The sequence below is a fragment of the Bradyrhizobium barranii subsp. apii genome, assembly GCF_011516635.5.
Classification (GTDB): Bacteria; Pseudomonadota; Alphaproteobacteria; order Rhizobiales; family Xanthobacteraceae; genus Bradyrhizobium; species Bradyrhizobium barranii.
The window spans coordinates 203,078-223,303 of the sequence record NZ_CP096256.1 but is presented as its reverse complement, the minus strand read 5'-3'; the positions used below and the strand labels follow the sequence as shown (position 1 = coordinate 223,303).

The 20,226-nt window shown below is 62.0% G+C and carries 21 protein-coding genes and 1 pseudogene; 10 read left to right on the top strand and 12 right to left on the bottom strand.

All coding sequences use genetic code 11. The features are described 5' to 3' along the window. Positions 1-14 precede the first annotated feature (14 nt). From HAP41_RS48155 to tnpA, 4 genes are read right to left on the bottom strand one after another with little or no spacing between them, the layout of a single operon-like run. Positions 15-617, bottom strand: coding sequence for a plasmid pRiA4b ORF-3 family protein (locus HAP41_RS48155; RefSeq protein WP_166055583.1), 603 nt, complete (start codon positions 615-617; stop codon positions 15-17). Further along, complete coding sequence (tnpC, locus tag HAP41_RS48150; RefSeq protein ID WP_166055670.1) at positions 614-2,179, bottom strand: IS66 family transposase; 1,566 nt, start codon at positions 2,177-2,179, stop codon at positions 614-616. The genes HAP41_RS48155 and tnpC overlap by 4 nt, the downstream gene beginning before the upstream one ends. 51 nt (positions 2,180-2,230) lie before the next feature. Further along, positions 2,231-2,584, bottom strand: coding sequence for an IS66 family insertion sequence element accessory protein TnpB (tnpB, locus tag HAP41_RS48145; RefSeq protein ID WP_166065968.1), 354 nt, complete (start codon positions 2,582-2,584; stop codon positions 2,231-2,233). After that, positions 2,578-3,000 (bottom strand): IS66-like element accessory protein TnpA, encoded by a 423-nt coding sequence (tnpA, locus tag HAP41_RS48140; RefSeq protein WP_166055731.1) that lies wholly within the window; start codon positions 2,998-3,000, stop codon positions 2,578-2,580. Before tnpA ends, tnpB begins: the two co-directional genes overlap by 7 nt. 20 nt (positions 3,001-3,020) lie before the next feature. On the opposite strand from tnpA, the gene istB reads away from it, so the two are divergent. Both istB and HAP41_RS48130 read left to right on the top strand, forming a co-directional pair. Beyond that, entirely contained in the window at positions 3,021-3,887 is an 867-nt protein-coding gene (istB, locus tag HAP41_RS48135) for an IS21-like element helper ATPase IstB (protein WP_224581084.1), read from the top strand. Between the two features lie 202 nt (positions 3,888-4,089). Further along, positions 4,090-5,433, top strand: a complete 1,344-nt coding sequence (locus tag HAP41_RS48130; protein ID WP_166053720.1) for an IS1380 family transposase — start codon at positions 4,090-4,092, stop codon at positions 5,431-5,433. Positions 5,434-6,312: 879 nt separating this feature from the next. Here the strand turns inward: HAP41_RS48130 and HAP41_RS48125 are convergent. Beyond that, positions 6,313-7,148, bottom strand: a pseudogene (locus HAP41_RS48125) (IS5 family transposase). Positions 7,149-7,806: 658 nt separating this feature from the next. On the opposite strand from HAP41_RS48125, the gene qatB reads away from it, so the two are divergent. From qatB to qatD, 3 genes are read left to right on the top strand one after another with little or no spacing between them, the layout of a single operon-like run. Then, complete coding sequence (qatB, locus tag HAP41_RS48120) at positions 7,807-8,391, top strand: Qat anti-phage system associated protein QatB (RefSeq protein WP_224581083.1); 585 nt, start codon at positions 7,807-7,809, stop codon at positions 8,389-8,391. Then, positions 8,388-9,662, top strand: a complete 1,275-nt coding sequence (gene qatC, locus HAP41_RS48115; RefSeq protein WP_166107399.1) for a Qat anti-phage system QueC-like protein QatC — start codon at positions 8,388-8,390, stop codon at positions 9,660-9,662. Before qatB ends, qatC begins: the two co-directional genes overlap by 4 nt. Continuing rightward, positions 9,659-10,396, top strand: a complete 738-nt coding sequence (gene qatD, locus HAP41_RS48110; RefSeq protein ID WP_166107401.1) for a Qat anti-phage system TatD family nuclease QatD — start codon at positions 9,659-9,661, stop codon at positions 10,394-10,396. Before qatC ends, qatD begins: the two co-directional genes overlap by 4 nt. 64 nt (positions 10,397-10,460) lie before the next feature. On the opposite strand, the gene HAP41_RS48105 is transcribed toward qatD, so the two are convergent. Continuing rightward, the gene (locus tag HAP41_RS48105) at positions 10,461-11,504 is read right to left on the bottom strand and encodes a CBASS cGAMP-activated phospholipase (RefSeq protein ID WP_166107403.1); all 1,044 of its coding nucleotides are present in this window, start codon (positions 11,502-11,504) and stop codon (positions 10,461-10,463) included. Between the two features lie 158 nt (positions 11,505-11,662). On the opposite strand from HAP41_RS48105, the gene HAP41_RS48100 reads away from it, so the two are divergent. The 3 genes from HAP41_RS48100 to HAP41_RS50890 are packed head-to-tail and all read left to right on the top strand — an operon-like array spanning position 11,663 to position 14,653. Further along, positions 11,663-12,811: a CBASS cGAMP synthase gene (locus HAP41_RS48100; protein ID WP_166107405.1), complete on the top strand. Its 1,149-nt coding sequence runs from the start codon at positions 11,663-11,665 to the stop codon at positions 12,809-12,811. Beyond that, positions 12,804-14,408, top strand: a complete 1,605-nt coding sequence (locus HAP41_RS48095) for a ThiF family adenylyltransferase (protein ID WP_166107407.1) — start codon at positions 12,804-12,806, stop codon at positions 14,406-14,408. The genes HAP41_RS48100 and HAP41_RS48095 overlap by 8 nt, the downstream gene beginning before the upstream one ends. Next, the gene (locus tag HAP41_RS50890; protein ID WP_414643405.1) at positions 14,372-14,653 is read left to right on the top strand and encodes a Mov34/MPN/PAD-1 family protein; all 282 of its coding nucleotides are present in this window, start codon (positions 14,372-14,374) and stop codon (positions 14,651-14,653) included. Before HAP41_RS48095 ends, HAP41_RS50890 begins: the two co-directional genes overlap by 37 nt. Before the next feature lie 74 nt (positions 14,654-14,727). On the opposite strand, the gene HAP41_RS48090 is transcribed toward HAP41_RS50890, so the two are convergent. The 4 genes from HAP41_RS48090 to HAP41_RS48075 form a co-directional block, all read right to left on the bottom strand. Further along, positions 14,728-15,624 (bottom strand): hypothetical protein, encoded by an 897-nt coding sequence (locus HAP41_RS48090; RefSeq protein WP_166107410.1) that lies wholly within the window; start codon positions 15,622-15,624, stop codon positions 14,728-14,730. 81 nt (positions 15,625-15,705) lie between these two features. Further along, a complete protein-coding gene (locus tag HAP41_RS48085; protein ID WP_224581082.1) occupies positions 15,706-16,374 on the bottom strand; it encodes a hypothetical protein in 669 nt (222 codons plus the stop codon). Then, entirely contained in the window at positions 16,371-16,889 is a 519-nt protein-coding gene (locus tag HAP41_RS48080) for a MobC family plasmid mobilization relaxosome protein (RefSeq protein WP_166107412.1), read from the bottom strand. Before HAP41_RS48080 ends, HAP41_RS48085 begins: the two co-directional genes overlap by 4 nt. 352 nt (positions 16,890-17,241) lie before the next feature. After that, entirely contained in the window at positions 17,242-18,183 is a 942-nt protein-coding gene (locus HAP41_RS48075; RefSeq protein ID WP_224581081.1) for a KorB domain-containing protein, read from the bottom strand. A 149-nt stretch (positions 18,184-18,332) separates the two neighbouring features. Here HAP41_RS48075 and HAP41_RS48070 point away from each other — a divergent pair, with 149 nt between their 5' ends. Beyond that, positions 18,333-18,638 carry an HU family DNA-binding protein gene (locus HAP41_RS48070; RefSeq protein ID WP_166107414.1) on the top strand — a complete coding sequence of 102 codons (306 nt, stop codon included), beginning with the start codon at positions 18,333-18,335 and terminating at the stop codon, positions 18,636-18,638. 18 nt (positions 18,639-18,656) lie between these two features. Here HAP41_RS48070 and HAP41_RS48065 read toward each other — a convergent pair whose 3' ends face one another. Together HAP41_RS48065 and HAP41_RS48060 are read right to left on the bottom strand one after the other, a co-directional pair. Continuing rightward, complete coding sequence (locus HAP41_RS48065; protein ID WP_166107416.1) at positions 18,657-18,800, bottom strand: hypothetical protein; 144 nt, start codon at positions 18,798-18,800, stop codon at positions 18,657-18,659. A 61-nt stretch (positions 18,801-18,861) separates the two neighbouring features. Further along, positions 18,862-19,173 (bottom strand): DUF736 domain-containing protein, encoded by a 312-nt coding sequence (locus tag HAP41_RS48060; protein ID WP_018273795.1) that lies wholly within the window; start codon positions 19,171-19,173, stop codon positions 18,862-18,864. Between the two features lie 624 nt (positions 19,174-19,797). Here HAP41_RS48060 and HAP41_RS48055 point away from each other — a divergent pair. Further along, positions 19,798-20,127 (top strand): hypothetical protein, encoded by a 330-nt coding sequence (locus HAP41_RS48055; RefSeq protein WP_224581080.1) that lies wholly within the window; start codon positions 19,798-19,800, stop codon positions 20,125-20,127. The last annotated feature ends 99 nt before the right edge of the window (positions 20,128-20,226 follow it).

Genomic DNA, 20,226 nt, shown 5'->3' with positions numbered 1-20,226 from the left:
ATGGCGCTTGACGCCTATTTTGTTCGCGTGGCGCGTCGCCGCGGCTTCCTTGTGTCGGACAACGCGTTGACGGCGGCTTCGAGTGCCTTCCGGTCGACGACGTTGGGATCGAACCGCTCCGGGCCCCAGAGGCGCATGTGTCCGTGCTCGGGATGGGCGGGGTCGCTGATGGCGGCGAGGTATTCGGCATAGCCTGGCGCACCGCCGACGTCTTCCGGAGGACAACGACCGGCGGCCTCGAGCAGGAAGGGAAGCCCCTCCGTCGTGGTGTTCTCGAACCATTTTTCGAGCTTGATCACATGGTCCCAGCTGTCGCCGAAGTCATAGAGATAGTGGATCGTCTTGGCGCCGGTCTCGCGAACGATATCGCACAGCCGCGCTTTGCGGGCATCCATGGGCTGGTGACCGTAATCATTGTCGGGGTCGGGAATCCCCCAATGTGCCTCACCAGCAAAGAACTCGAAGAGGTGACTGTTCGTCCAGCCGAATGCCTCCTGAAGCGTCAGATGCAGCCGATCAAGGCGCAGGGTGACGGGTACGACAAGGCGACGCATCACCTCCGGCTTCACATCCTTGAGGGTCACCTTGATCCGGACCGCGGTCGTGTTCAGGCTCATGCCGCCAGCCTCGGATCGCGTGTATGCATCGTATAGGTCGACGCCCAGGGAAGCAGTTCGTCCAGTCGCGCTGCAGGCCAACCATTGACGAGCTTGGCGAGAACGTCAGCGAGCCAGTGCTCGGCACTGACGCCATTGAGCTTACAGGTCTCAATGAGCGAAGCCAGCAATGCCCAATTCCCGGCGCCTTCGTCGCAACCGGCAAAAAGAGAGTTCTTGGCGTTGAGCTTGATCGGTCGCATCGCACGCTCGACAGCATTCGTGTCCATTTCGATGCGCCCATCATCAAGATAGAGCGTCAGGCCGTCCCAATGACGTAGTGCATAGCGCAAAGCCTTCGCCGTGTCGCTCTTCTGCGCAAGGTGATCGAGCTTGGCCTCAAACCACTGCTTCAAGGCTGCAACCAGAGGCCGGGTATGCGCTTGTCGGCCAGCACGGCGCTCGTCCGCAGATCGGCCGCGGAGGGCCTTCTCGACCGCGTAAAGCTGGGCGATGCGCTCAAGAGCCTCGCGGGCAACCGGAGCTGGCGCAGGCGCAGCCTCCCGCTCGATCTTCACAAACTGGCGCCGCAGATGCGACCAGCAGAAGGCGAGCGTCCCGGACAGGGCGTCCGCACGCGTCTCTCGGGTCATGGTCTTGTAAGCCTGATAGCCGTCGCAGTGGATGATGCCGCGATAGCCCTCCAGCAGCCGCAAGCCATGAACGGCGCCGCGGCCCGGTGCATAGGCATAGACTACCCCAGGCGGATCAGGTCCGGCCCAAGGCCTGTCATCGCGTGACAGCGCCCAGAAGTAGCCGGTTTTTGTTCTGCCGCGCCCCGGATCCAGCACCGGCGCCGGGGTCTCATCGACACAGAGCTTCGAGGAGGCGAGCAGAAGCTGGCGCAGACGATGCCACACGGGCTTCAATTCCTGGGCGGCATAGCCGACCCAGAAGGCGAGCGTGGAACGATCCAGCGCTATTCCGTGCGTCGCCAGCATCTGCGCCTGGCGGTAAAGCGGCAAATGCCAGTGATACTTGGCATCGATCACATGCGCGACCAGCCGCTCGGTGGGCAATCCTCCCCTGATCAATCGCTCGGGAGCCGCGTGCTGCAGGACGACGCCATGACAGGCGCGGCAGGCCAGCTTGGGACGGCGGGTGATGATGACGCGATACTGCGCCGGAACGACGTCGAGCCTCTGGCTCTCATCCTGACCAATCTCGAAGAGGTTGCCCTTACAAGACGGGCAGCAGCTCTCGGCCGGCATCATAGTCTCGATGACGCGCGGCAAATGCTCCGGCAGCTGACCACGGTTGGCTCTGCGCGCGGCAGCTCTCTTCTCGCCTGTTTTGGGATTGGCACGATTCTCGGCGGCTTCGAGAGCCGCAACGGCCTGATCGATATCCTCCAGAACAAGCTGCAGCTGATCAGCGTCCAGCTTTTCCGAGGACCGACCGAACTGCGCATCTTTCGCAAGCTTGAGCAACCGCTCGAGCCGGGCGCAGCGATCCAGCAGAGCCGCGGCAAAGGCACGCAACTCGGCTGGATCGCTCGGTAGCTCATCAGGCAAATCACTCATTGGCCCGAGCTTGCCATGCTTCGCGTCACGATGCAGCGATGATTTGCATTTTTACGCAAGCGCTTTCGGCTGCGGGATCCGAGGCGCGTGCATGCGCGTCCAATCCATGCCGGCCAGCAGTGCTGACAGCTGGGCCCCATTCATCCGCATCACACCGGCCACGATGGGTGGCCATTTGAAGCCGCTGCCATCGAGCCGCTTCCAGTACATCACAAGGCCGCTGCCATCCCAGACGACGATCTTCACCCGATCGGCGCGCTTCGCACGGAACACCACCGCCACGCCCTTCATCGGGTCATGGCCCAGCGTATCCTTCGCCAGCAGCGCCAAGCCCTCTGCACCCTTCCTGAAGTCCACAGGTTGCGTCGCCACGTAGATCATGAGGCTCGCCGGCATCGTCAGCATGAACGTGTCCGTCGCAGCGCAATGAACACATCGCTCAACGCAGCAAGGCCAGGCGCCCCGCGCACCTCCACGCGCGCGCCCTGGAACTCAACCGTAACAATGGCTGCTTCCGGCGAACCGGAGGGCTCTGCGGCCGCAGGCAACGCTAATTCCGACACCACCGGCACGAACGACAGCGTGTCCGCCGACGCCGGCAATACCAACTGGCCCAAACGCGCCCGGCGCCGCCAATCATGCACCTGCTGGGGCCGGCAGCCATGGCGACGAGCGACGTCTGTTACAACCGCCCCCGGTTCGAGGCTTTCCGCCGCAATCTGCGCCTTCAAATCATCCGGCCAGCGCTTTCGACCTGCGCCAGCGAACACTTCAATACGCGGTGACAACGGTCGTCTTATGTCGTCAGAATGGTCGTCCATTGTGAGCACCCTTCCAGAAGATGACTCTTCTAACGGTGCTCTCAAGACTCCGCACAAACAATCAGACGGGCCTCGGCGCTACGCTTACATTGCAGCTCTCCGGCATCCGCGATCAGCTCGACAGCCTGCTCGACGAGGCGGCGCGCGCGAACCTGTCGGCGCGTGAGACGCTGATCTTGCTGTGCGAACGTGAGATCGCGCGCAAGGATCATCGCCGCATCGATATGGCGCTGAAGCTTGCACACTTCCCGGCCGTGAAGGAGCTCGCAGGCTTCGACTTCGAGGCGCAGCCCTCGATTGATCCCAAGCAGATCCGCGACCTTGCCGCATCACGTTGGATCGCTAACGGAGAGAACGTGCTGTTGCTCGGGCCGCCCGGAGTCGGCAAGACGCACTTGTCGATCGCGCTGGGGCGAGAGGCGATCCTGGCCGGGTACACGGTGCAGTTCACCACGGCGACGACACTGGTCGCAGGCCTTGCCAAGGCGCATGGCGAACGGCGTCTGGATGAGAAACTGCTCGCGCTGTCGAAGCCAAAGCTGCTGATCGTCGACGAGCTCGGCTACCTGCCGCTGGAACCTGACGCGGCGCATCTGTTCTTCCAACTGGTCAGTCGGCGCTATGAAACTGGCGCCATGCTGATCACCTCGAACCGCAGTGTTGCCGAATGGGGCACCGTGTTCGCCGATCCCGTGGTCGCCACCGCGATCCTCGACCGGCTCTTGCACCACAGCCACGTGCTGACGATCCGCGGCGACAGCTACCGGCTCCGAGCCAAGCGCAAGAGCGGCCTCATCAAAACGCCGACCGCCGGTGACGGCCCTCCGGTCGGCTCCGCCTCCCTCCGGCCCGTCACCGGCGGAAACAACCTTCAACCGAGATCATAATCCCGATGGTGGGGGCAGTTCTTCATGACGCAAAGGGGGCAGTTCCGGATGGCGTTTGACAGCCTGAGGCCCCTACCTAGCCCGTCTTATTCGTCAGAGGGCGCCTGAGAGGCTGGCGAGCGTGGTGTAAAGCGCTGATGCGGCGTAGGATTCGGTTGCGAAGCCAACCCCATCACCTTCAGCCGCGAACACCACGCCCGCCATGACCGACGATACGATTCTGCCCTTCTCGTTTCCAGCCGTTCACGCCAAGAAAGTCACAGCTGCCTTCGATGGCGGTCGGCTGACCTCGAACGGGGGCGTGATGCTTCTGGCGATGGCCGAGCGGCGTCTCGGCTTGGCCGACAATTTGGCCCGGGTGTTCCCGGATCGGCGCGATCCGACGCGGGTCGTGCACAGCCTGGTCGATATGTTCCGCGCGCGCATGTTCGCGATCTGCTGCGGCTACGAGGACGCCGACGACCTCGATCATCTGCGGTCCGATCCCGCATTCAAGCTGGCCTGCGGACGGCTGCCGGACACGGGTCGCGATCTGTGTTCCCAACCGACGCTGTCGCGTCTGGAGAATGCTCCGCGCCTGCGCGACGTGATCCGACTGACCTACACTTTGGTCGACGCATGGATGGATAGCTACCCGCGCGAGCCGGCATCCGTCACGCTCGACATCGATGATACCTGCGATGTCGTCCACGGCCATCAGCAGCTCTCGCTGTTCAACGCTCATTATGACGAACGCTGCTTCCTGCCGATCCACGTCTACGACACGGAGAAGAGCCGGCCCGTGGCGGTCGTGCTGCGGCCCGGCAAGACGCCGGGCGGCGTCGAGGTGCGTGCCCATCTGCGCCGCCTGGTACGGCATATCCGGACGCGGTGGCACAACACGCGAATTACGTTCCGTGGCGACGGGCACTATGCCCGGCCGGAGGCAATGGCGTGGTGCGAGACCAACGGCATCGACTACATCTTCGGTCTGTCCGGCACCAAGCCGCTCGCCAGAAAAGTCGACGCGGTCGCCGACGACATCCGCACGCGACGCGCCATCGAGAACCTGCCGGTTCTGCGCGGCTATACCGAGACGCGCCACAAGGCAAAGTCCTGGGATCGCGAACGACGCACCGTCGCCCGTATTGAGGCGACGATGCTCGGCCTCGACATCCGCTTCGTCGTCACCAGCCTCGATGTCGGCTCGGCCGAGTGGATCTACGACAGCCTGTATTGCGCGCGCGGCCAAGCCGAGAATCTGATCAAGCTGCATAAGACGCAGCTCGCCTCCGATCGCACCAGTTGCCGTTCGGCGCTCGCCAATCAAGTCCGCCTCGTTCTCCATACCGCCGCTTATTGGCTGATGCTGACCGTGCGCGACGCCATTCCCAAAGTCCGGGAATTGGCCACTGCCGAGTTCGCGACGCTGCGTCTTCGGCTCTTGAAAATCGCCGCCCGGGTTGTCGAGACCAAGAGCCGCATTCGCCTTGCGTTCGCCGCGGCATGTCCCGAAGCCGACCTGATCCGCAGCTTGCCCGGCGCGCTGCTGCCGCTCGGTCCTTGACCGGTGGGGCGTCCGCCCGCGTTCACCCAACCCATCCCTCAAGCGCGTTGCAAAGTACCGGTCGTCAGGCGGTGAAAAGCCGAAGGCAATCCTGTGCGCCTCGTCAGCGGAGGTGTGCGGATGCACCAGTCGGACCAAAATACCGCGCTCTCACGAATAGGGCGGGCTAGCTGTCCCTCGGCTAGCGCGCGACACAGCCTGGCATGAGCGGCTCGGTGGAGGTGGAACGATGGCAAGCGCGTTAGCGATTACAATCCTCACTTGTTGGTCCTCCTCGAGGCTGTTGGGAACTGATTAACTAGGCTTGCGGGATGTCGATTTCCTATCCCTTTGATGAATGGGCGCTCGTCGCGCCGGATCTCGTGGGCGACTGCCTGACTGCCTCATAAACGGCCATGTCGTCCATTCGAAGGCACTTAACGTCTGCTCGCTGAGCACGTTGCATCGGCTTACAGGCGCCGTAGCTAATCGGACGCCGCTCCATGAGCGGTCTCGTTCGTTTGGGCCACGCGTAGCGACCGATCACGGACGACGGTGCAACGATTGAGCTGGCAAGCGGGCTTGGGATGATCCAAAAATTCGAGGAGCCGATTATCTGCATCGCGGGCCCCTTTTGCGGGGTCGAAGCCTGCCGAGATCGAGCCCCCGATTAGGCGTCCTATAGCCAAAAACAATTTACTCGGGAGAAACATCGGTTTTAAGGAAAGCGCGCCAGCGGACCCGTATCATCGGGTATCTATGCTATTCTCAGAATCAACATCACCCATGAAGCACCTCAACGCAACAGTGCAACCGAAACGTGGCGGCCCGGCCTTCGCCGACCGGCGAGATCAGCGAACGGAAGATCGACGCGTATCTCTTAGAGTCTGTCCGGAAAGATTACCTTGGATTGCATAGCTTTCGCAGCATGAGTCGGATGGAGGCCAGCTTGAGAAAGGCGAGCGCCCTGTGATTGAAGCATTCCCAATCTTTGGACAGTCTTCGGCATCGCCCGAGCCAGGCAAAGGTACGCTCGACGATCCAGCGTTTGGGCAAGACGACGAAACGGTGAGCCTGATCGGAGCGTTTGACGATTTCGAGGTTCACGCGCTTCAGAGCGCTACGCAGCCCCTTCTGGAAATGTGGCCCTTGATATCCGCCGTCGGCGTAGAGCTTCAGAAGAAAGGGATAGAGGCCGAACAACGTTGCCATCAGGAGCACGCCGCCGTCGCGATCCTGGATGTCCGCCGCATGCACGATGGCGTGCATCAAGAGGCCTTGCGTGTCGACGAGAATGTGCCGCTTCTTGCCCTTGATCTTCTTGCCCGCGTCGTAGCCATGGAGATCATGAGGCCCCCTTTTTCAGCGCTTTTCACGCTCTGGCTATCGATGATGGCGGCGGTGGGAGAAGCCTCGCGCTCGGCCCTTTCGCGACATTCGACATAGAGGGCGTGATGAATTTTATCGAGCGTGCCGTTCCAGCTCCACAGATCGAAGTAGCCATACAGCGTCGAGCGCGGCGGCAGGTCCTTGGGGATCGCGCGCCACTGGCAACCTGTGCTCAGGATGTACATCAGCCCGTTGGCAATCTCGCGCAGGTCCACCGTACGCTTGTTGCCGCCGCGCTTGGCCGGCGGGATGCGAGGCGCGATCAGCGCCCACTCCTCGTCGGTCAAGTCGCTCGGATAGCGCAGGCGGCTGCGGTCGTAGCGTGCACGGTTCTCGGTAGTCCACATTGGCGGCGCGTCCCCATCGAATCAGGCCGCTCACCTTGAATCACAACCGATTCATTCGACTCAACATGTTTTGGAACAGACACTTAAGTTCGCTGAGAAACGCTTCCAGCCCCTCGTTTGAGTCGTCACGCCAATCCCGGAACTCTTGGAATATCTGGGGAAGGCTTGAAGATAGCGGACCTTTCGAGCCGCGGGCGCCGACCGCAATTACGTCATCGTGTCCAATTTTGGCTCGCGTATTGCCGCATTAGCGAATGTTACCCTCATGGCGCCATCGTACTGGTCGATACGACCTTGAAGGATTGGCCGCGCCAAGTGGCTTTTCCGGCTTGCTCGACGACCGGCTTGCTCGACGAGAGGGGCTGTGGGCGGGTCGGGGCCCTACATAGCCCGGGCCGTCCACAGCCCCGGCGTGCCGATGGTGCCGCCGTGGACACCCGCCGCTCCCCAAGATCCGGTCCCGTCGCCTCCTCCGCTTCCCGGCGCGCTCCCTGAAGCGCCGCCGGAGGGTATTCCTCCGTTGCCCGCTCCCGTTTCCCCGGCGGCACCGCTTGGACTTCAACCGCCGCCTGTTGCCCCGGGGAACCGCTTCGGGGGCGCGAGGACGAGCCTTGGCAGCTTCGCGCGATCCGGAGACGGTCGCGACCTTAGACGCGGATTGGGTCACTACGTTCGCAGCGGCTACGGCGGATCGAATACAGCAACCCGGCGCTTCGGTGGCACCGCGCAGACCGCGGGTTCGCTCGGGCATGTGCTCTATTCGACTGCCACCGGTGCTGCGGACGCGCCTGTGGACGCAACCGCACTCGCCGGTCGCTCGACGGAAGAGATCGCGACCGCAATTATCGAAGCGGTAAGACCCGTCGACGGCACGCAGGATGCGGAAGCGGAGCGCGCCTCGATCCACGACGCGATGTCCGAATTACTGGACGAGTATCCGAATGCGGATCTGCTCAATCTTTCAGCCGACGAGCGCGAGTTCGTCATAGAAAAATTCACCGCGATCGACGTCGCCAGGCGGTTCGAACTGGACGTGGGTAAGCACCTGCTCGAAAGGGCGCCGACCGCAACGGTAGCCATGGCACGCCTGAAGCAGATGCGAGCTTATATCGCTGAGACGATCGCCGCCTCCTTTCGCAAACTGAAAGCGGAGGGGCGTACCCTCACGACCGGGCGCGTGGCGCGCGTCGTGCAAGCCGCGCTGCGAGACACTTTCGAGGTCTTCGAAGGATCCGAAGAATGAAGTTGCTGTGCGCACCGGCCGGCCTCGGCCGCGTAAACGAGGTCGACACTCTCAGGATCGTGCTCTACGGTCAGGCCGGCGCGGCCGACCGCGGAAGCGCCGGCGCCGCGGTACGCAATGAAATCCGCAAGGCGGGTTTTGCCCCAGCACGCCGAGCTTGGGATCTGCTCTCCATAGCGATGTCGATCATGGCGGCCGATGCAGCCGGTCTGCGCACCCAAAGCCCCGATGGCTGGACCCGCGAGTTCGAGATGGAAATCGCGGTCACTGAACCGGACTTCTGGAACGGTTGCGCCAATCTGCTGGCTGACGCTCTCGCATTCCTCACCACCGACCGATGGCACTTCCGTTTCATCGCGGGTGGCGCCATGCCGCCTGTTCCGACAAAGGTCTTCAGGCCGCCGGAAAACGCCGTCGTTCTGCTGTCGGGTGGCCTCGACAGCCTGAGCGGTGCCATCGACCTCGCCGCTCGCGGCGAGCGGCCCGTCGCGATCAGCAAGACGGTTCGCGGCGACGCGGAGAAGCAGGTCGACTTCGCGGCGAGGATCAGCGACGGGCTCCGGCATCTTCAGTTGAACGATAATGCCGTTGTTCCTGGAGATGAAGACACAACGCAGCGAGCCCGCTCTATCATCTTCCTCGCCTTCGGGATCGTCGTCGCGACGTCCCTTAGGCCGTACCGCACCGGTGGCGATCTGCCTCTCTACGTGTGTGAGAACGGATTCATCGCCGTGAATCCGCCGCTGACCGGAAGCCGTATCGGGAGCCTGAGCACGCGGACGGCTCACCCCAATTTCCTTTCTCAATTCCAAGATATCCTCGATGCCGCGAACATCGGCGTGACGATCCACACGCCCTACGCGGCCATGACGAAGGGTGAGATGCTGCGCGGTTGTGCCGACCAGTCGCTGTTGCGCTCACTTGCGGGAATTTCTACCAGCTGCGGTCGCTTTCAGCGCTTCAACTATAAACACTGCGGACGATGCGTTCCGTGCCAGGTCCGGCGCGCCGCCTTCTTCGCATGGGGGCAGCCCGATCCGACCGACTACGTCTTCGAGGCCTTAGGTCGCGACGACGCGGACCATGCCGGCTTCGACGATGTCCGTTCGGTCGGCATGGCCTTGGCGGCGGTAAGAGACGGAAGTTTCGACGAATGGCTCGGGAGCGCTCTGTCCTGGCCACGGATCGAAGGGCGCGGGGCGTTGAAGGATATGCTACGCAGGGGCCTGGCCGAACTCGGCGCCCTGCACTCGAACTACGGTATCAAGTGATCGACTTTCACGCCCATCTGGATCTCTATTCGGATCCTGCCGCGACGACGAAGGAATGCGTTCGGCGCGACCTGTTCGTTCTATCGGTCACCAACACGCCTTCGGCATGGAAAGGCACCGCGGCGCTCGCGAAAGACGCCTCGCGTATTAGAACCGCGATCGGCCTCCATCCGCAGATCGCCCAAGAGCGCCAAAGCGAACTCGGGCTTCTCGAAGATCTGCTTCCACAATCAAGGTACGTCGGGGAAATTGGCCTGGATGGCAGCCCCGAACTCAAGGCGACCTGGGATACGCAGCGTCGGGTCTTCAGCGAAATCTTGCGCATGTGCACGGCGGCCGGCGGACGCATCATGACGATTCACAGCCGGCGAGCAGCGACGCCGGTGCTGGACGCGCTGGCTGGCGGCGTCGATGCCGGCGCGGCCGTGCTTCATTGGTTTTCCGGCTCGCGGCGCGAGCTACAACGTGCAATCGATCAGGGATGCTGGTTCAGTGTCGGGCCAGCGATGCTCGCCGGCGAGCGCGGGCGCGGCATTGCAGCCATCATGCCGCGAGACCGCGTCCTCACTGAATCGGACGGACCGTTCGCCCAGATCGACGGGCGGCCTCTCTTTCCATGGGACGTGGCTAATGCCGAAAAGGAGCTCGCCAGGATCTGGGGCGTCGCCGAAAAGGACGTCCAGTACCAACTGGCGCAAAACCTGCGGCGGTTAACCTCGATGATCCCGCACTAGCTTTCTGGCCCCACGAGTAGCGCGCATCTCAACCTGCTCGCTGCCTTCAAGCAATCTGCCGATGTTACGCGTTGGATCCCTCTTGCGTAGTTCGCACGTGATAGAACGTCGGCTTGGTAGGCCGATGTGCCAACATATCGATGACGCGCCTATCGTTGCACAGCGCTTGATAGCAACCGTCCGCCATCCCTAGCAGGGTCTTCCGCCGGCTCTCGGTCGCGAGGTCCATCCCGAGATCGGAAATCTGCTCGGCGGAGGGCTGCTCGTCGAACCTGATGTAGCGATCGCCGAGTTGATGCTTGAGCATGAAATCGACAAGCTGCTGTTGCGAGGAAATGATGGTCGAAGGAAGTCGGTTGTTCTCCAGCCAGTCTCTTTGGCCAAAATTGCGACCGGCCGACGTCGGCAGCGAGAATTTGCTGGTGGTCGTGCCGATGCTCATCACCGATACGTCCTCGATCTTTTGATCCAGGAACTGGACAGCTTCGTGCAGCGCACAAAGGTCCGGTGCGTTTGCGACCACGCCGCCGTCGATGAAATAGCTGTTTCCGATCTCGGCCATCGGGAAGTACAGCGGCGCGGCCGCCGTCGCCATGGCGATGTCCGCGGCCTTCACCTTGTAATCGGTCATGAACCTCGGATTGTGCGCGGTCTTGAACATCTGGACGCTTCCCTTGGTCATGTTGACGGTTGGGATGAGCACTCGCGTCCTAGCGTCGCTGAGCTTGGTGTCGGCCCCGAGCACGCCCTCGATCTTGCTCCGGAGCACGGTGCCGTCGTACTTGGGATGTCGCCACTCGAACCACCGGGCCTGCATTTGCGCCACCCGGGTTTTCGGTCTCTCGCCGCGGAGGAATATCTCCTCCCCGTGCTCGAGAAACATCTCCTGAATCGTCTCAGCCTTCTTCCCCATCGCCAGACCGAGGGCGATGATGCCGCCTGCCGATGTCCCCGAGATCAGGTCAAAGCATTCGTGAAGGGGACGCTTTGCCTGCTCCTCCAGGCGCGCCAGGACCGAACTTGTGAACAGGCCTCGAAAGCCGCCGCCGCTGAGAGCAAGTATCTGAAAAGCCATTGCAATCTCTAGTTTCGGAGCACGCTGTGGCATCGGAGATCCGCCGAGGCTCGGGAATCCCGTATGAAGTGTTCATTTTCTGTTCTACAATCTAATGGACTCTCAAGATAGAGTCTGATTCGCGCGGTTGTGCGACTGGAGGCATTGTCCACCGTCTAGATCTCCCTCGCTTTTCCAGATGGAGATCGGCCATGGCCAACGTCTCGAAAGTGCTGCACGCGTCTGGCGACGCGCCGTGTTTCCTGAAGAACCTGAACATCGCCGATACCGACCGCGCGAGCCTCATGGTAGCGCGCGAGAAGATTCGAGTTTGCCTGCGCAAGACGTTCGCGGCTTTGACCAAGCAGGAGCTCGGCGTGACAGTCCATCCCCGGTTTTTCACGCAGGGTAGCTTCGCATACCGGACGATCAACGATCCGTGCTGGACCCCGCCGCAGCAGATGGACCTCGACGACGGCGCCTACCTCCCGATGACGTTTATCCAGGGCGTACAGCGGCCTTCCGTCGCCGCTGCCGCCTTCTTCAAGGTGGTTGACGCCGCGCTCGAGAAGCCCGCGAAGGAAGAAGGCTGGCAGTTCGTGAAGAAGCCGACCTGCTCGCGGCTGGTGATCTCGTCGAACTCGCACATCGACGTGCCGCTGTACGCGATTCCAGATGCGGAATTCGAGAAGCTCGAGAAGCAGATGAAGTCGTTCGACGCTTTGGCCCGCGATGCGCGCGCCGACAGCGATGATCGTTGGGACGCGCTGCCGTCGGACTGCGTCCTGCTCGCCCATCGCGAGCACGACTGGATCTCGTCGGATCCGCGCAAGATCCGGGACTGGTTCGTCGAGGCCATCAAGATCTACGGTCCGGTGCTTCGCCGCGTCTGCCGGTACCTGAAGGCCTGGCGCGACCACCACCGCCCCCATCTCGACGACGTATCGTCGATCCTTCTGATGGTCTGCGCCTTCGAAGCGTGCGAGGACCTCGGCCGTCCGAACGTTCCCGGCCGTGACGACCTGGCGCTGCTGCGGATCGCCGAACGTCTTCCGCGCCTGCTGGAAGGCCCGGTCTGCAATCCCACCGACCGCGACGAGCGCGTCGACGGTAGACTGAGTGCGGCCAGCCGCCGTGTCGCGATCGACATGGCCAAGAAGTTCGATGCGGAGCTCACCGAGATCGTCGAGAAGTGCTTCGATCCCGAAGAAGCCATCGAAAGGCTGACCGCATTGTTCGGTGACCGCATTCCGGATCGGATCGATCTCGTTGACGTCACCAAGGCCGCGCATGCCGAGGTACGCTCGCATGCTCCGAGGATCGCCGCCGCCCCCACGGTCGGCAAATCGACCAGTGCCTGAGCGGGACGACGCTTCTGTCCGGCGCATTCACGACGCCTTCAGTCAGCGCAACTTCCGGCGCGACTTTTCGCGTCGTGGCCTTCACTACATCGGCCTTCTCGACGAGAACGGACTCAAGGTCCCGGCGATCGTATCCGTCGACGACCTCGACTTCATCAGGCCTCCGGTCATTTGCCTGACCGACCCGGAAGCGGGATCGAAGGGGCAGGTCCCGCACGTGCTCCGCTCGGACGGCACGTTCTGCTACCTCGACCGCAAGAGTGTCGTGCTCGACCGCTACAAGCCCGCCGAGACCATCATCCAGTGCCTCGAGCGTGCGGACCAGGTGCTGCGCGACGCCGTAAGGGGCCGCCTGGCCGACGACCTCGCCGAAGAGTTCGGCGGCTACTGGTGCGACGGCGAGGTCCTAGTCGATCTGCCGCCTTCTTTCGAAGGCGATGCGAAGATCCACATCCTCAGGCTGGACCGCTATCTGGAGCACAAGACCATCGTCGTCTCCCATGACAAATCAAGGTTCGCGAAGCTGCACCGGCGGAACACCGGAAAGGATCCGGATCCCGGAATCCTTTGCCCGGTCGTCCTCGTGCCGCCGCTCTCGTTCGATCCGAAGCAGTCGTGGCCGCCCAAGGATCTGGCGCAGCTCAACGCCTGGCTGAAGAAAATGGCCCCCAATGCGCTCGGATCGATCGAAGCGGCTTTCGCCAGGACGAAGGATCTCCACATCCAATGGATCTGCCTGTCCGCGCCGAACGGAAGGTTCTTCGTATCGGCGGAGATCGCCAAACCCTATCGGACGCCGGAATTCCTGAAGAACAGGCGAGCCAGCATCTCGCGAACGCTCGATCGGATACCGGCCGCTGTCGAAATTTCGGGCTATGTGGGAGTCCCAGCCGATGAAGGCTATGTCTTTTCGAGGAATCTCGGTCACATGAAGAACCTCGCAGGAAAGCGCATCCTGCTGATCGGATGCGGAACGGTCGGCGGATTTCTTGCGCAGCACCTGGCTCAAAGCAGCGCCGGCGCCGGCGGCGGAAGATTGATGCTCGTCGACGACGACGAACTCCAGGGCGCAAATCTCGGCCGGCACCTCCTCGGCGCGCCGTATCTCACGTGGAACAAGGCCGAAGCCTGCGCCGATTTTCTTGGCCAGCAGCTGCCGCACCTGGACATCGGGTTCAGCTGCGATTCGATCATGAAGCAGCTGGCAATCATGCAGCGGTACGACCTGTGCATCGATGCCACAGGCGAAGAAGCGCTGTCGATCGCGCTGAACGACTACGCCGTAAGAAAGCGTCCCGACTTCCCGCCGATCCTCTACACTTGGCTCGAAGGAAACGGTGCCGCCGCCGTCGGCTTCATGTCGCACGATCCCGATCTCGCCTGCTTCAAGTGTCTGAAGGTTGAGCTCGCAGGCGAGAAGAGATTCCGGCTGCTGCGTGAGGGAGTGGAAATCGAGACCGCCCGGAATCTCCCATGCGGACCCTCGCCGACGCCGTCGCGCAAGAGCTCGCGCGCTTCGCGGCTCCGCCGGAGTCGGATCGCGAGGCCGGCGGCATACTTTTGGGACGCTACCGAGGCCCGCACGTCGAAGTATTGAAGTGCACCACTCCGATGCCGGAAGACCGCCGCACCCGCTTCGGATTCGTGCGGCAGGACAAGGGCCATCAGGAAATCGCCAGCAGAGATTGGTTCGAAAGTGGAGGGGCCGTGAACTTCGTGGGCGAGTGGCACACCCATCCCGAGCGGCATCCAACGCCGTCCTGGGTCGACCGGCGGTCGTGGCGCAAGCAGTTGCGACCCTTTGGTGTTCATCATAGTCGGTACAGCCGCGACGTACTGTGAGATCGGCTCCGACGGGCACCTCGTCGCCATGGGCAAGATCGGTTGAGCCGGCGCAAGCGCTAATCTCCCGCAAATCACAAGCCGAAGTCCCAGGTAGGCGAGCCGAAATGAATTCGGATCAGCCTAGTGAGTGCGGAAACAGCTTGCGCGCTTCCTGCGATAAGCTTCAAAAGCGTCTTGCCGTCATCCATTTTATCGACTGCGAAGAGCGCCAATGCGCCCTTCACGACGGAATCGCAATCCTCGTTCGAGGCGACCGATCCAGCATATTCCACCTGATTGAAAACGATCGACAGCCAGGCGCTGGCCATGTCGAGAAGCCGATTCCTTCCGTTGCCATCCGGTTGCATGTGTTTGTCCAAGTCGTGGACTCCATGCGCCAGAACGTAGGACAAAAGCTTGCCTGACGTCGTCTGAGGCGAAGGGTCCGCGATTTTCTCGACGCAATCCGGCTTGGTTCGACAGTATCCCTGGTGATGCCGAACGAAGTCCAATCCCGAGATGTCCGACAACGGAAAATCATCCGCAACCATGAACTCTGAACAGAAATCCGGATGCCACCGCCACGTCCCGTCGACACGCCTCAATGGGCCGTCATCCTTCTCCGGATCGTACTTCGTCACCAACGGCGAAGCGATATCCTCGAACGCCATGAGAAAACGGAAGGCCGGCGGGTGGTAGTTCGGCATCGCCTCGACCCAGTAGATCTTCTTGTGTTTGACGAGTTTCTCCCAATCGAACTGAAATTCGACCGTCCCATAGAGTGACCCCAGCGACCAATTATTGGCCGACAGCCAGGTGACGCTGATGCGTGACTTGTTGAGCCGGCTCTTGTCGAAGACAAGCCCGGACTTTATCCGTCCGTCCTCGATGATCCGGCGGGCGACAGGCAGGTGCACGATATGCCGCACGGTAGTGAGTTCGGCGTACTTGTCGGCAATCTTGTATCGCTCCCATTCTGGCTGGGGCATTTCAGTCCTCGGTTATCTTCGAGCTCCAAGTGTCGGAACCTGCCCTATCTATAGAACGAGAGGGATCGTCCTTTGCTTCCGTCAGATTGCCAAGGAACGCGGCGCAACGCGACCTATCGGAGCATAGAGCAGACCGTCTCCGCCGATCTGAACCGGTCCGTCGCTGCGGCGCGCCCTCGCGTCGAGGCGTTGGCCTGCGAGAGCTCTCCGGATGACATCCGCATCGACCCCTACGAACCGGATAGAGTTCGGCATCGCTTGGGCGAGGGTCTGAGCTTGACCGAGGGGAAACGGCAGCACGCCAAGCGGTCCAACGGGTACGCCTAGATAGGTGGCGGAGTCCTCACCGTCAGACCCGAGGAACGCTCCCTCCAGAGGCCTGTTGTCGTCGAGACCTGCATCATCCTCCCAGCGTTGCTGTAGGTCTTTCAATCCGGAACGACCCGCGAGGGTCGCGCCCTGCTCTGTTTCCGCATCGAGGTTGCCGTTTCGCATGATGTAAGATAGGTGCGACTTAAGGTGCTCTACGCCCTTTGTGCGACCGGTGATCTTGACCATCACCTCTGGTGCTCGGCGCACGATGCGTTCGAGCTTTCCACGCATCGCCGGCGTAAGGAGGCCCGGAGTGCCCGGATCTGGGATATCCCACTCGGCCCGCCGCGGGCGCCGATTGGGCGTCCTCCAAACGTACGAGATCGGCGGAAGCTCAGAGGCCAGGTCGGTCGGCCTCGGCGGGTAGCGCCGGCTCATCGCCGTCCCTCCCAATAATCCGCATTGCCATTCAGCGCATTACGGAGCTGCACGAGCTCTGTCTCAATAACCAGTTTGGTTTCTCGAATTACGGCTAGAACCGGCTCGACCACCCTGCCCTGCAGCACACTGGCATTTGCGGCCCGCGCGATCTGGTTGATGTTGCCGCCGATCCGGTTGAGCTCGCGAACGATCGCGCGCAGCTCGTCATGCTCTTCCGGGGAATGCTGCACGGGCGACCCCAACCGTGAGCGCACCAGTGCGACAATCCAGCCGGTGCGCGTCATGCCACGCTGATGCGAGACCTCCGCGAGCTGCCGCATCTCGCTCTCACGAAATCGCACCGTCACCTTCTCCGGTCGTCCGACAGGCAACGCCAACATACGCGGCTCTGGCGCAGCTAGCGCATCAGCAATGAGCCGCCGCAGCCGTGCGGATTTGCCGCCCTGGGTTGCTGCAAGAGCCGAGAACTCCGCCGCGACTTCGTCGGAGATGCGAAGCGAGATTAGAGCCATGCAGGCCAATCCCAATCGCGATGTAATACATCGCTGGCGCGAAGCCTATCCTGCACTAGAAAGTGCGAATCCCTCCACCCCCTCCAAGTTGGTTCAAACCAATAGGCTCGGCGTTCGAAGCGCGGGAGCTGCCCCAGTTGGAATCCAACCCAGCTGACGATCGATGCGGAGAATTCCCCTGGCCGAGCCGTCCCCCCCAATGCTTCTACTCCACGAACGCCGTGCGTGGAGATCGGCAACATTGGCACCGAGCACGTGGACCGCGGCTTTCCAGCAGCCTCCGGATGGGAAATCCGCTCCGCCGGCGCCTGAACTGCAGCAATGTTTCTGCGGAGGCTGTTTAAGAGCAGCTTCATACGACAAGGATCTCTTCGATTGTGATGGTCGATGCTGGAACCTCTTCCGCTTCGTCTGCGCCATCGATCAACAGCACGGCATGGCGTGAGCCTTGAGACGCGGATCGATCGACCAGAAGACAGCCCATGCGATCTTGGTGACGCACTCTGATCGTCAGAGACGGACTCATTCGCTCGTTCCGATCGGCCGACGGGCTGGGGGTCCTTTTCGCTGTCGCCGTTACACGGTCTCTCTCTATGGGGCGCAATGGCGCTTGCGGTGCCATCGGGCTTCGTGCTGGTTGAGCTGCAGGGGCACCTTCGCCACCATCATGGGAACCGCGGGCTTCGCTGCGAATTTTGCGTGCTAGCTGACGGGCATGTGCGTCGGTGAAGCTCTCCTGCGCTGCGCATAAGGTCTCGACGGCGTTGGGCCGCTCGCGCCAAGCCTGGTAGAGTTCATACACAGCGCGGATTGATGAGCCGGCAAGCTTCGACCGGAGGAATTCCGGCATGCTCTGGACCGATGCGTAACGAGACACCCAGTCCCTGGGCTTACCTAGCTTGCGCGAGATGTCAGCCTGGTTATCCCCCTCCTCCAAGCGGTCCGCGATGAACGCCGCAATTTCGGGGGCATTGAGGTTATCGCGCTGGATATTCTCGATCATCTGCGCGACGATCTTGGCGAGAACATCGCGGATTTCGCGACCAGCTTCCTGCGCAGAGCGGCGCTTCAACTTCCAGACAGGCAGGCGTTCCGCGACGGCCTCAGCGTACCCGTCCCTTGCAACGATCTGACCCGGGAACACATATTTGCCAGCCTCTCGCAGGAGTTGCTCAAGATGCGACCTTTGACGGGGCGACTTCGTGTTGAAGTTCGAGGGCAGCAAGACGATGGTGCAGACCTTCGATGGCAATGCGGACCCGCTCGAAGCATTCGGACGGCTGGAGCGCGCCAAGCGAGGGCGCGGTACGCTGCAGTCGACGAAAAAACGGTCAAAGTCAGCCAATTTCTCGGGGATTGCGGCTCCGCCTGCGATGTCGGTTCTATCTGTTCCACAGCCTTGATGTCAGACGAGCCAAATCGAAACAAGACGGAGCTCGTCCAATGACGACTGCCAATGAGATCGCCGAAAAGATTGCAGCCGAGAACGACCTGACAAAGGCTCAGGCGAAGTCCATTGTCGATAGCGTGTTCAAGGCCATCGCTGATGCAGCCGTCAGCGGAGCCGAGACCAGCCTTCCTGGGTTCGGAAAGTTCAAGGTCAAGGATAGCCCTGCCCGTGAGGGTCGCAATCCCTCGACCGGCGCAACGATTGCGATCGCAGCCTCGAAAAAGCTGACGTTTGCACCTGCCAAAGCCATGAAAGATGTTCTGAACGGAGGAGCGGCCCCTACCGACGGAGCATCTTAAGTCGCAAGAGGAGGGGGCTTATGCCCCCTCCTCGGCCGCGAGCGCTTCGTCCCGTTGACGGATGAGCTCCGCCAGTTCGAGTTCAAGCACCTTGCGCTCTGCCGGCGTGAATGCGCAGTCGCGCAGCTCGGCGCGCAACTCTTCAATGGTGTCGATGGTCATGATCCCATCTCCAGTCGAAGGGAGCGGGCCCCGCCTCGCGGCGGAGCCCACTGGCTGAGCCTCAGTCCCGGTTGGGCCGGGACCAGATCAGCTGGAGACCTTCCGCACCTTCGACCTCGGTCAGGGTGGCGTAGATCGGGGCGGGGAAGCTCGGATCGTCCAGCTTGACGGAGAGGTAGTCGCGCTCAGTGTCCTTGGCGGTCTTCTGCCAGGCAGCACCCAGCTCGACGTTGCCTGAGTAGATGCGGAAGTGCGGTCCCTTGTCGGAAGGGTTCTCGACGCGGATCAGCTTGGCCTTGACGTTGAGGTTGAGCGTCTTGATCGCGCCGGAGAAGCCGTTGCCCGTGGAGGTGAAGGTGCCGATGGTGGCCATTGTCTCATTCGTGCGCCAAGAGTGACGGGTGGAGTCCGTCACGCGCACTTGTTGCCCCTGCGGGGTGGGAGACCCCGCAGCCCACGTGCCGCAAGCACGGGGGTTGAAGCAGACGGGTGAGGTAAGCCGGGTGCCTCCGGCGAGCCATAAATGAGCAGAACCCGTCAAAGTCGGACGACCCGGGACTTCCGTCCGAGGCTGGTCCGGCGAGCGTACCTGCTACGGAAAGAGTTGTCGAACCGATGTTTGAAGCCTCGTTGCAACATGGAATCCGCCGAACCGGAAGTGGGCGGATCGGTCGAAAGACCGGAGGAGTGCCGATCTCCGCTGAGTGGACGGGGATCAGGGACGTGCGTGATCGCGCACGTCAGCCAGCGGCCCAGCTTGCGGTGACCGTTGGCCGGAATCCTCACGGGTAGAGTCGGTCCCTAAGGCAGGTGAAGGGACGTCAGGTGAACTTGGGAACCTTGCCGTGCTCTCTCGCGCCGGATGGCGCGAGATGATCGAGGCGACCGATGATCGGCGCGGCAGGGGGCGGAGTCTTCGTAGTAGTCGGAGGGCGGGAAAGCCGTCCACATGGCGAAGGGAGACAGTGGGTGAAGCAAGCCGGCAGGAGGCGGGCCGATGAGGCCCGGCGCGGTGAATACCGCGTTCGTCCTTGACATGCAGCGCAAGCTTCACAGGTGGAGTGTCGCGAATGCCGAAAAGGTGTTCGCGGATCTGTTCAACATCGTATGCGACCGCAGGACGCTCTTGGAAAGCTGGCGTCGGCTGACCCGTAACAAAGGCAGCCGCACACCGGGTACCGATGGCGTCACGCGGAAGACGGTCGAAGAGCGGCTGGGCGGCGCAGTACGGTTCATCGAGGATATCCGCGGTGAACTACTGCATGTTTCGCGGGATCGTGAGCACGGATTTCAGGGGATCGTGAGCAGAGATTTCAGACGATCGTGAGCACGGATTTCGCGGGATCGTGAGCAGCTTTTCAGCAACTCAGCCCGCTTCGGCCGACAACTCAACCGGCTTAGGAACTGCCTCGTCAGTGAACGAGGA

Bases quoted from the DNA above. Each gene is read 5' to 3' on its own strand.
- HAP41_RS48060 (WP_018273795.1), bottom strand. From the start codon at position 19,173: ATGGCCACCATCGGCACCTTCACCTCCACGGGCAACGGCTTCTCCGGC.
- HAP41_RS48065 (WP_166107416.1), bottom strand. From the start codon at position 18,800: ATGACCATCGACACCATTGAAGAGTTGCGCGCCGAGCTGCGCGACTGC.
- tnpB (WP_166065968.1), bottom strand. From the start codon at position 2,584: ATGCTGACGATGCCGGCGAGCCTCATGATCTACGTGGCGACGCAACCT.
- HAP41_RS48085 (WP_224581082.1), bottom strand. From the start codon at position 16,374: ATGAGCCGGCGCTACCCGCCGAGGCCGACCGACCTGGCCTCTGAGCTT.
- HAP41_RS48105 (WP_166107403.1), bottom strand. From the start codon at position 11,504: ATGCCACAGCGTGCTCCGAAACTAGAGATTGCAATGGCTTTTCAGATA.
- HAP41_RS48100 (WP_166107405.1), top strand. From the start codon at position 11,663: ATGGCCAACGTCTCGAAAGTGCTGCACGCGTCTGGCGACGCGCCGTGT.
- HAP41_RS48090 (WP_166107410.1), bottom strand. From the start codon at position 15,624: ATGCCCCAGCCAGAATGGGAGCGATACAAGATTGCCGACAAGTACGCC.
- istB (WP_224581084.1), top strand. From the start codon at position 3,021: ATGACTCTTCTAACGGTGCTCTCAAGACTCCGCACAAACAATCAGACG.
- tnpC (WP_166055670.1), bottom strand. From the start codon at position 2,179: ATGAGTGATTTGCCTGATGAGCTACCGAGCGATCCAGCCGAGTTGCGT.
- HAP41_RS48055 (WP_224581080.1), top strand. From the start codon at position 19,798: ATGAGGCCCGGCGCGGTGAATACCGCGTTCGTCCTTGACATGCAGCGC.
- HAP41_RS48130 (WP_166053720.1), top strand. From the start codon at position 4,090: ATGACCGACGATACGATTCTGCCCTTCTCGTTTCCAGCCGTTCACGCC.
- HAP41_RS48155 (WP_166055583.1), bottom strand. From the start codon at position 617: ATGAGCCTGAACACGACCGCGGTCCGGATCAAGGTGACCCTCAAGGAT.
- HAP41_RS48070 (WP_166107414.1), top strand. From the start codon at position 18,333: ATGACGACTGCCAATGAGATCGCCGAAAAGATTGCAGCCGAGAACGAC.
- HAP41_RS48080 (WP_166107412.1), bottom strand. From the start codon at position 16,889: ATGGCTCTAATCTCGCTTCGCATCTCCGACGAAGTCGCGGCGGAGTTC.
- tnpA (WP_166055731.1), bottom strand. From the start codon at position 3,000: ATGGACGACCATTCTGACGACATAAGACGACCGTTGTCACCGCGTATT.
- qatC (WP_166107399.1), top strand. From the start codon at position 8,388: ATGAAGTTGCTGTGCGCACCGGCCGGCCTCGGCCGCGTAAACGAGGTC.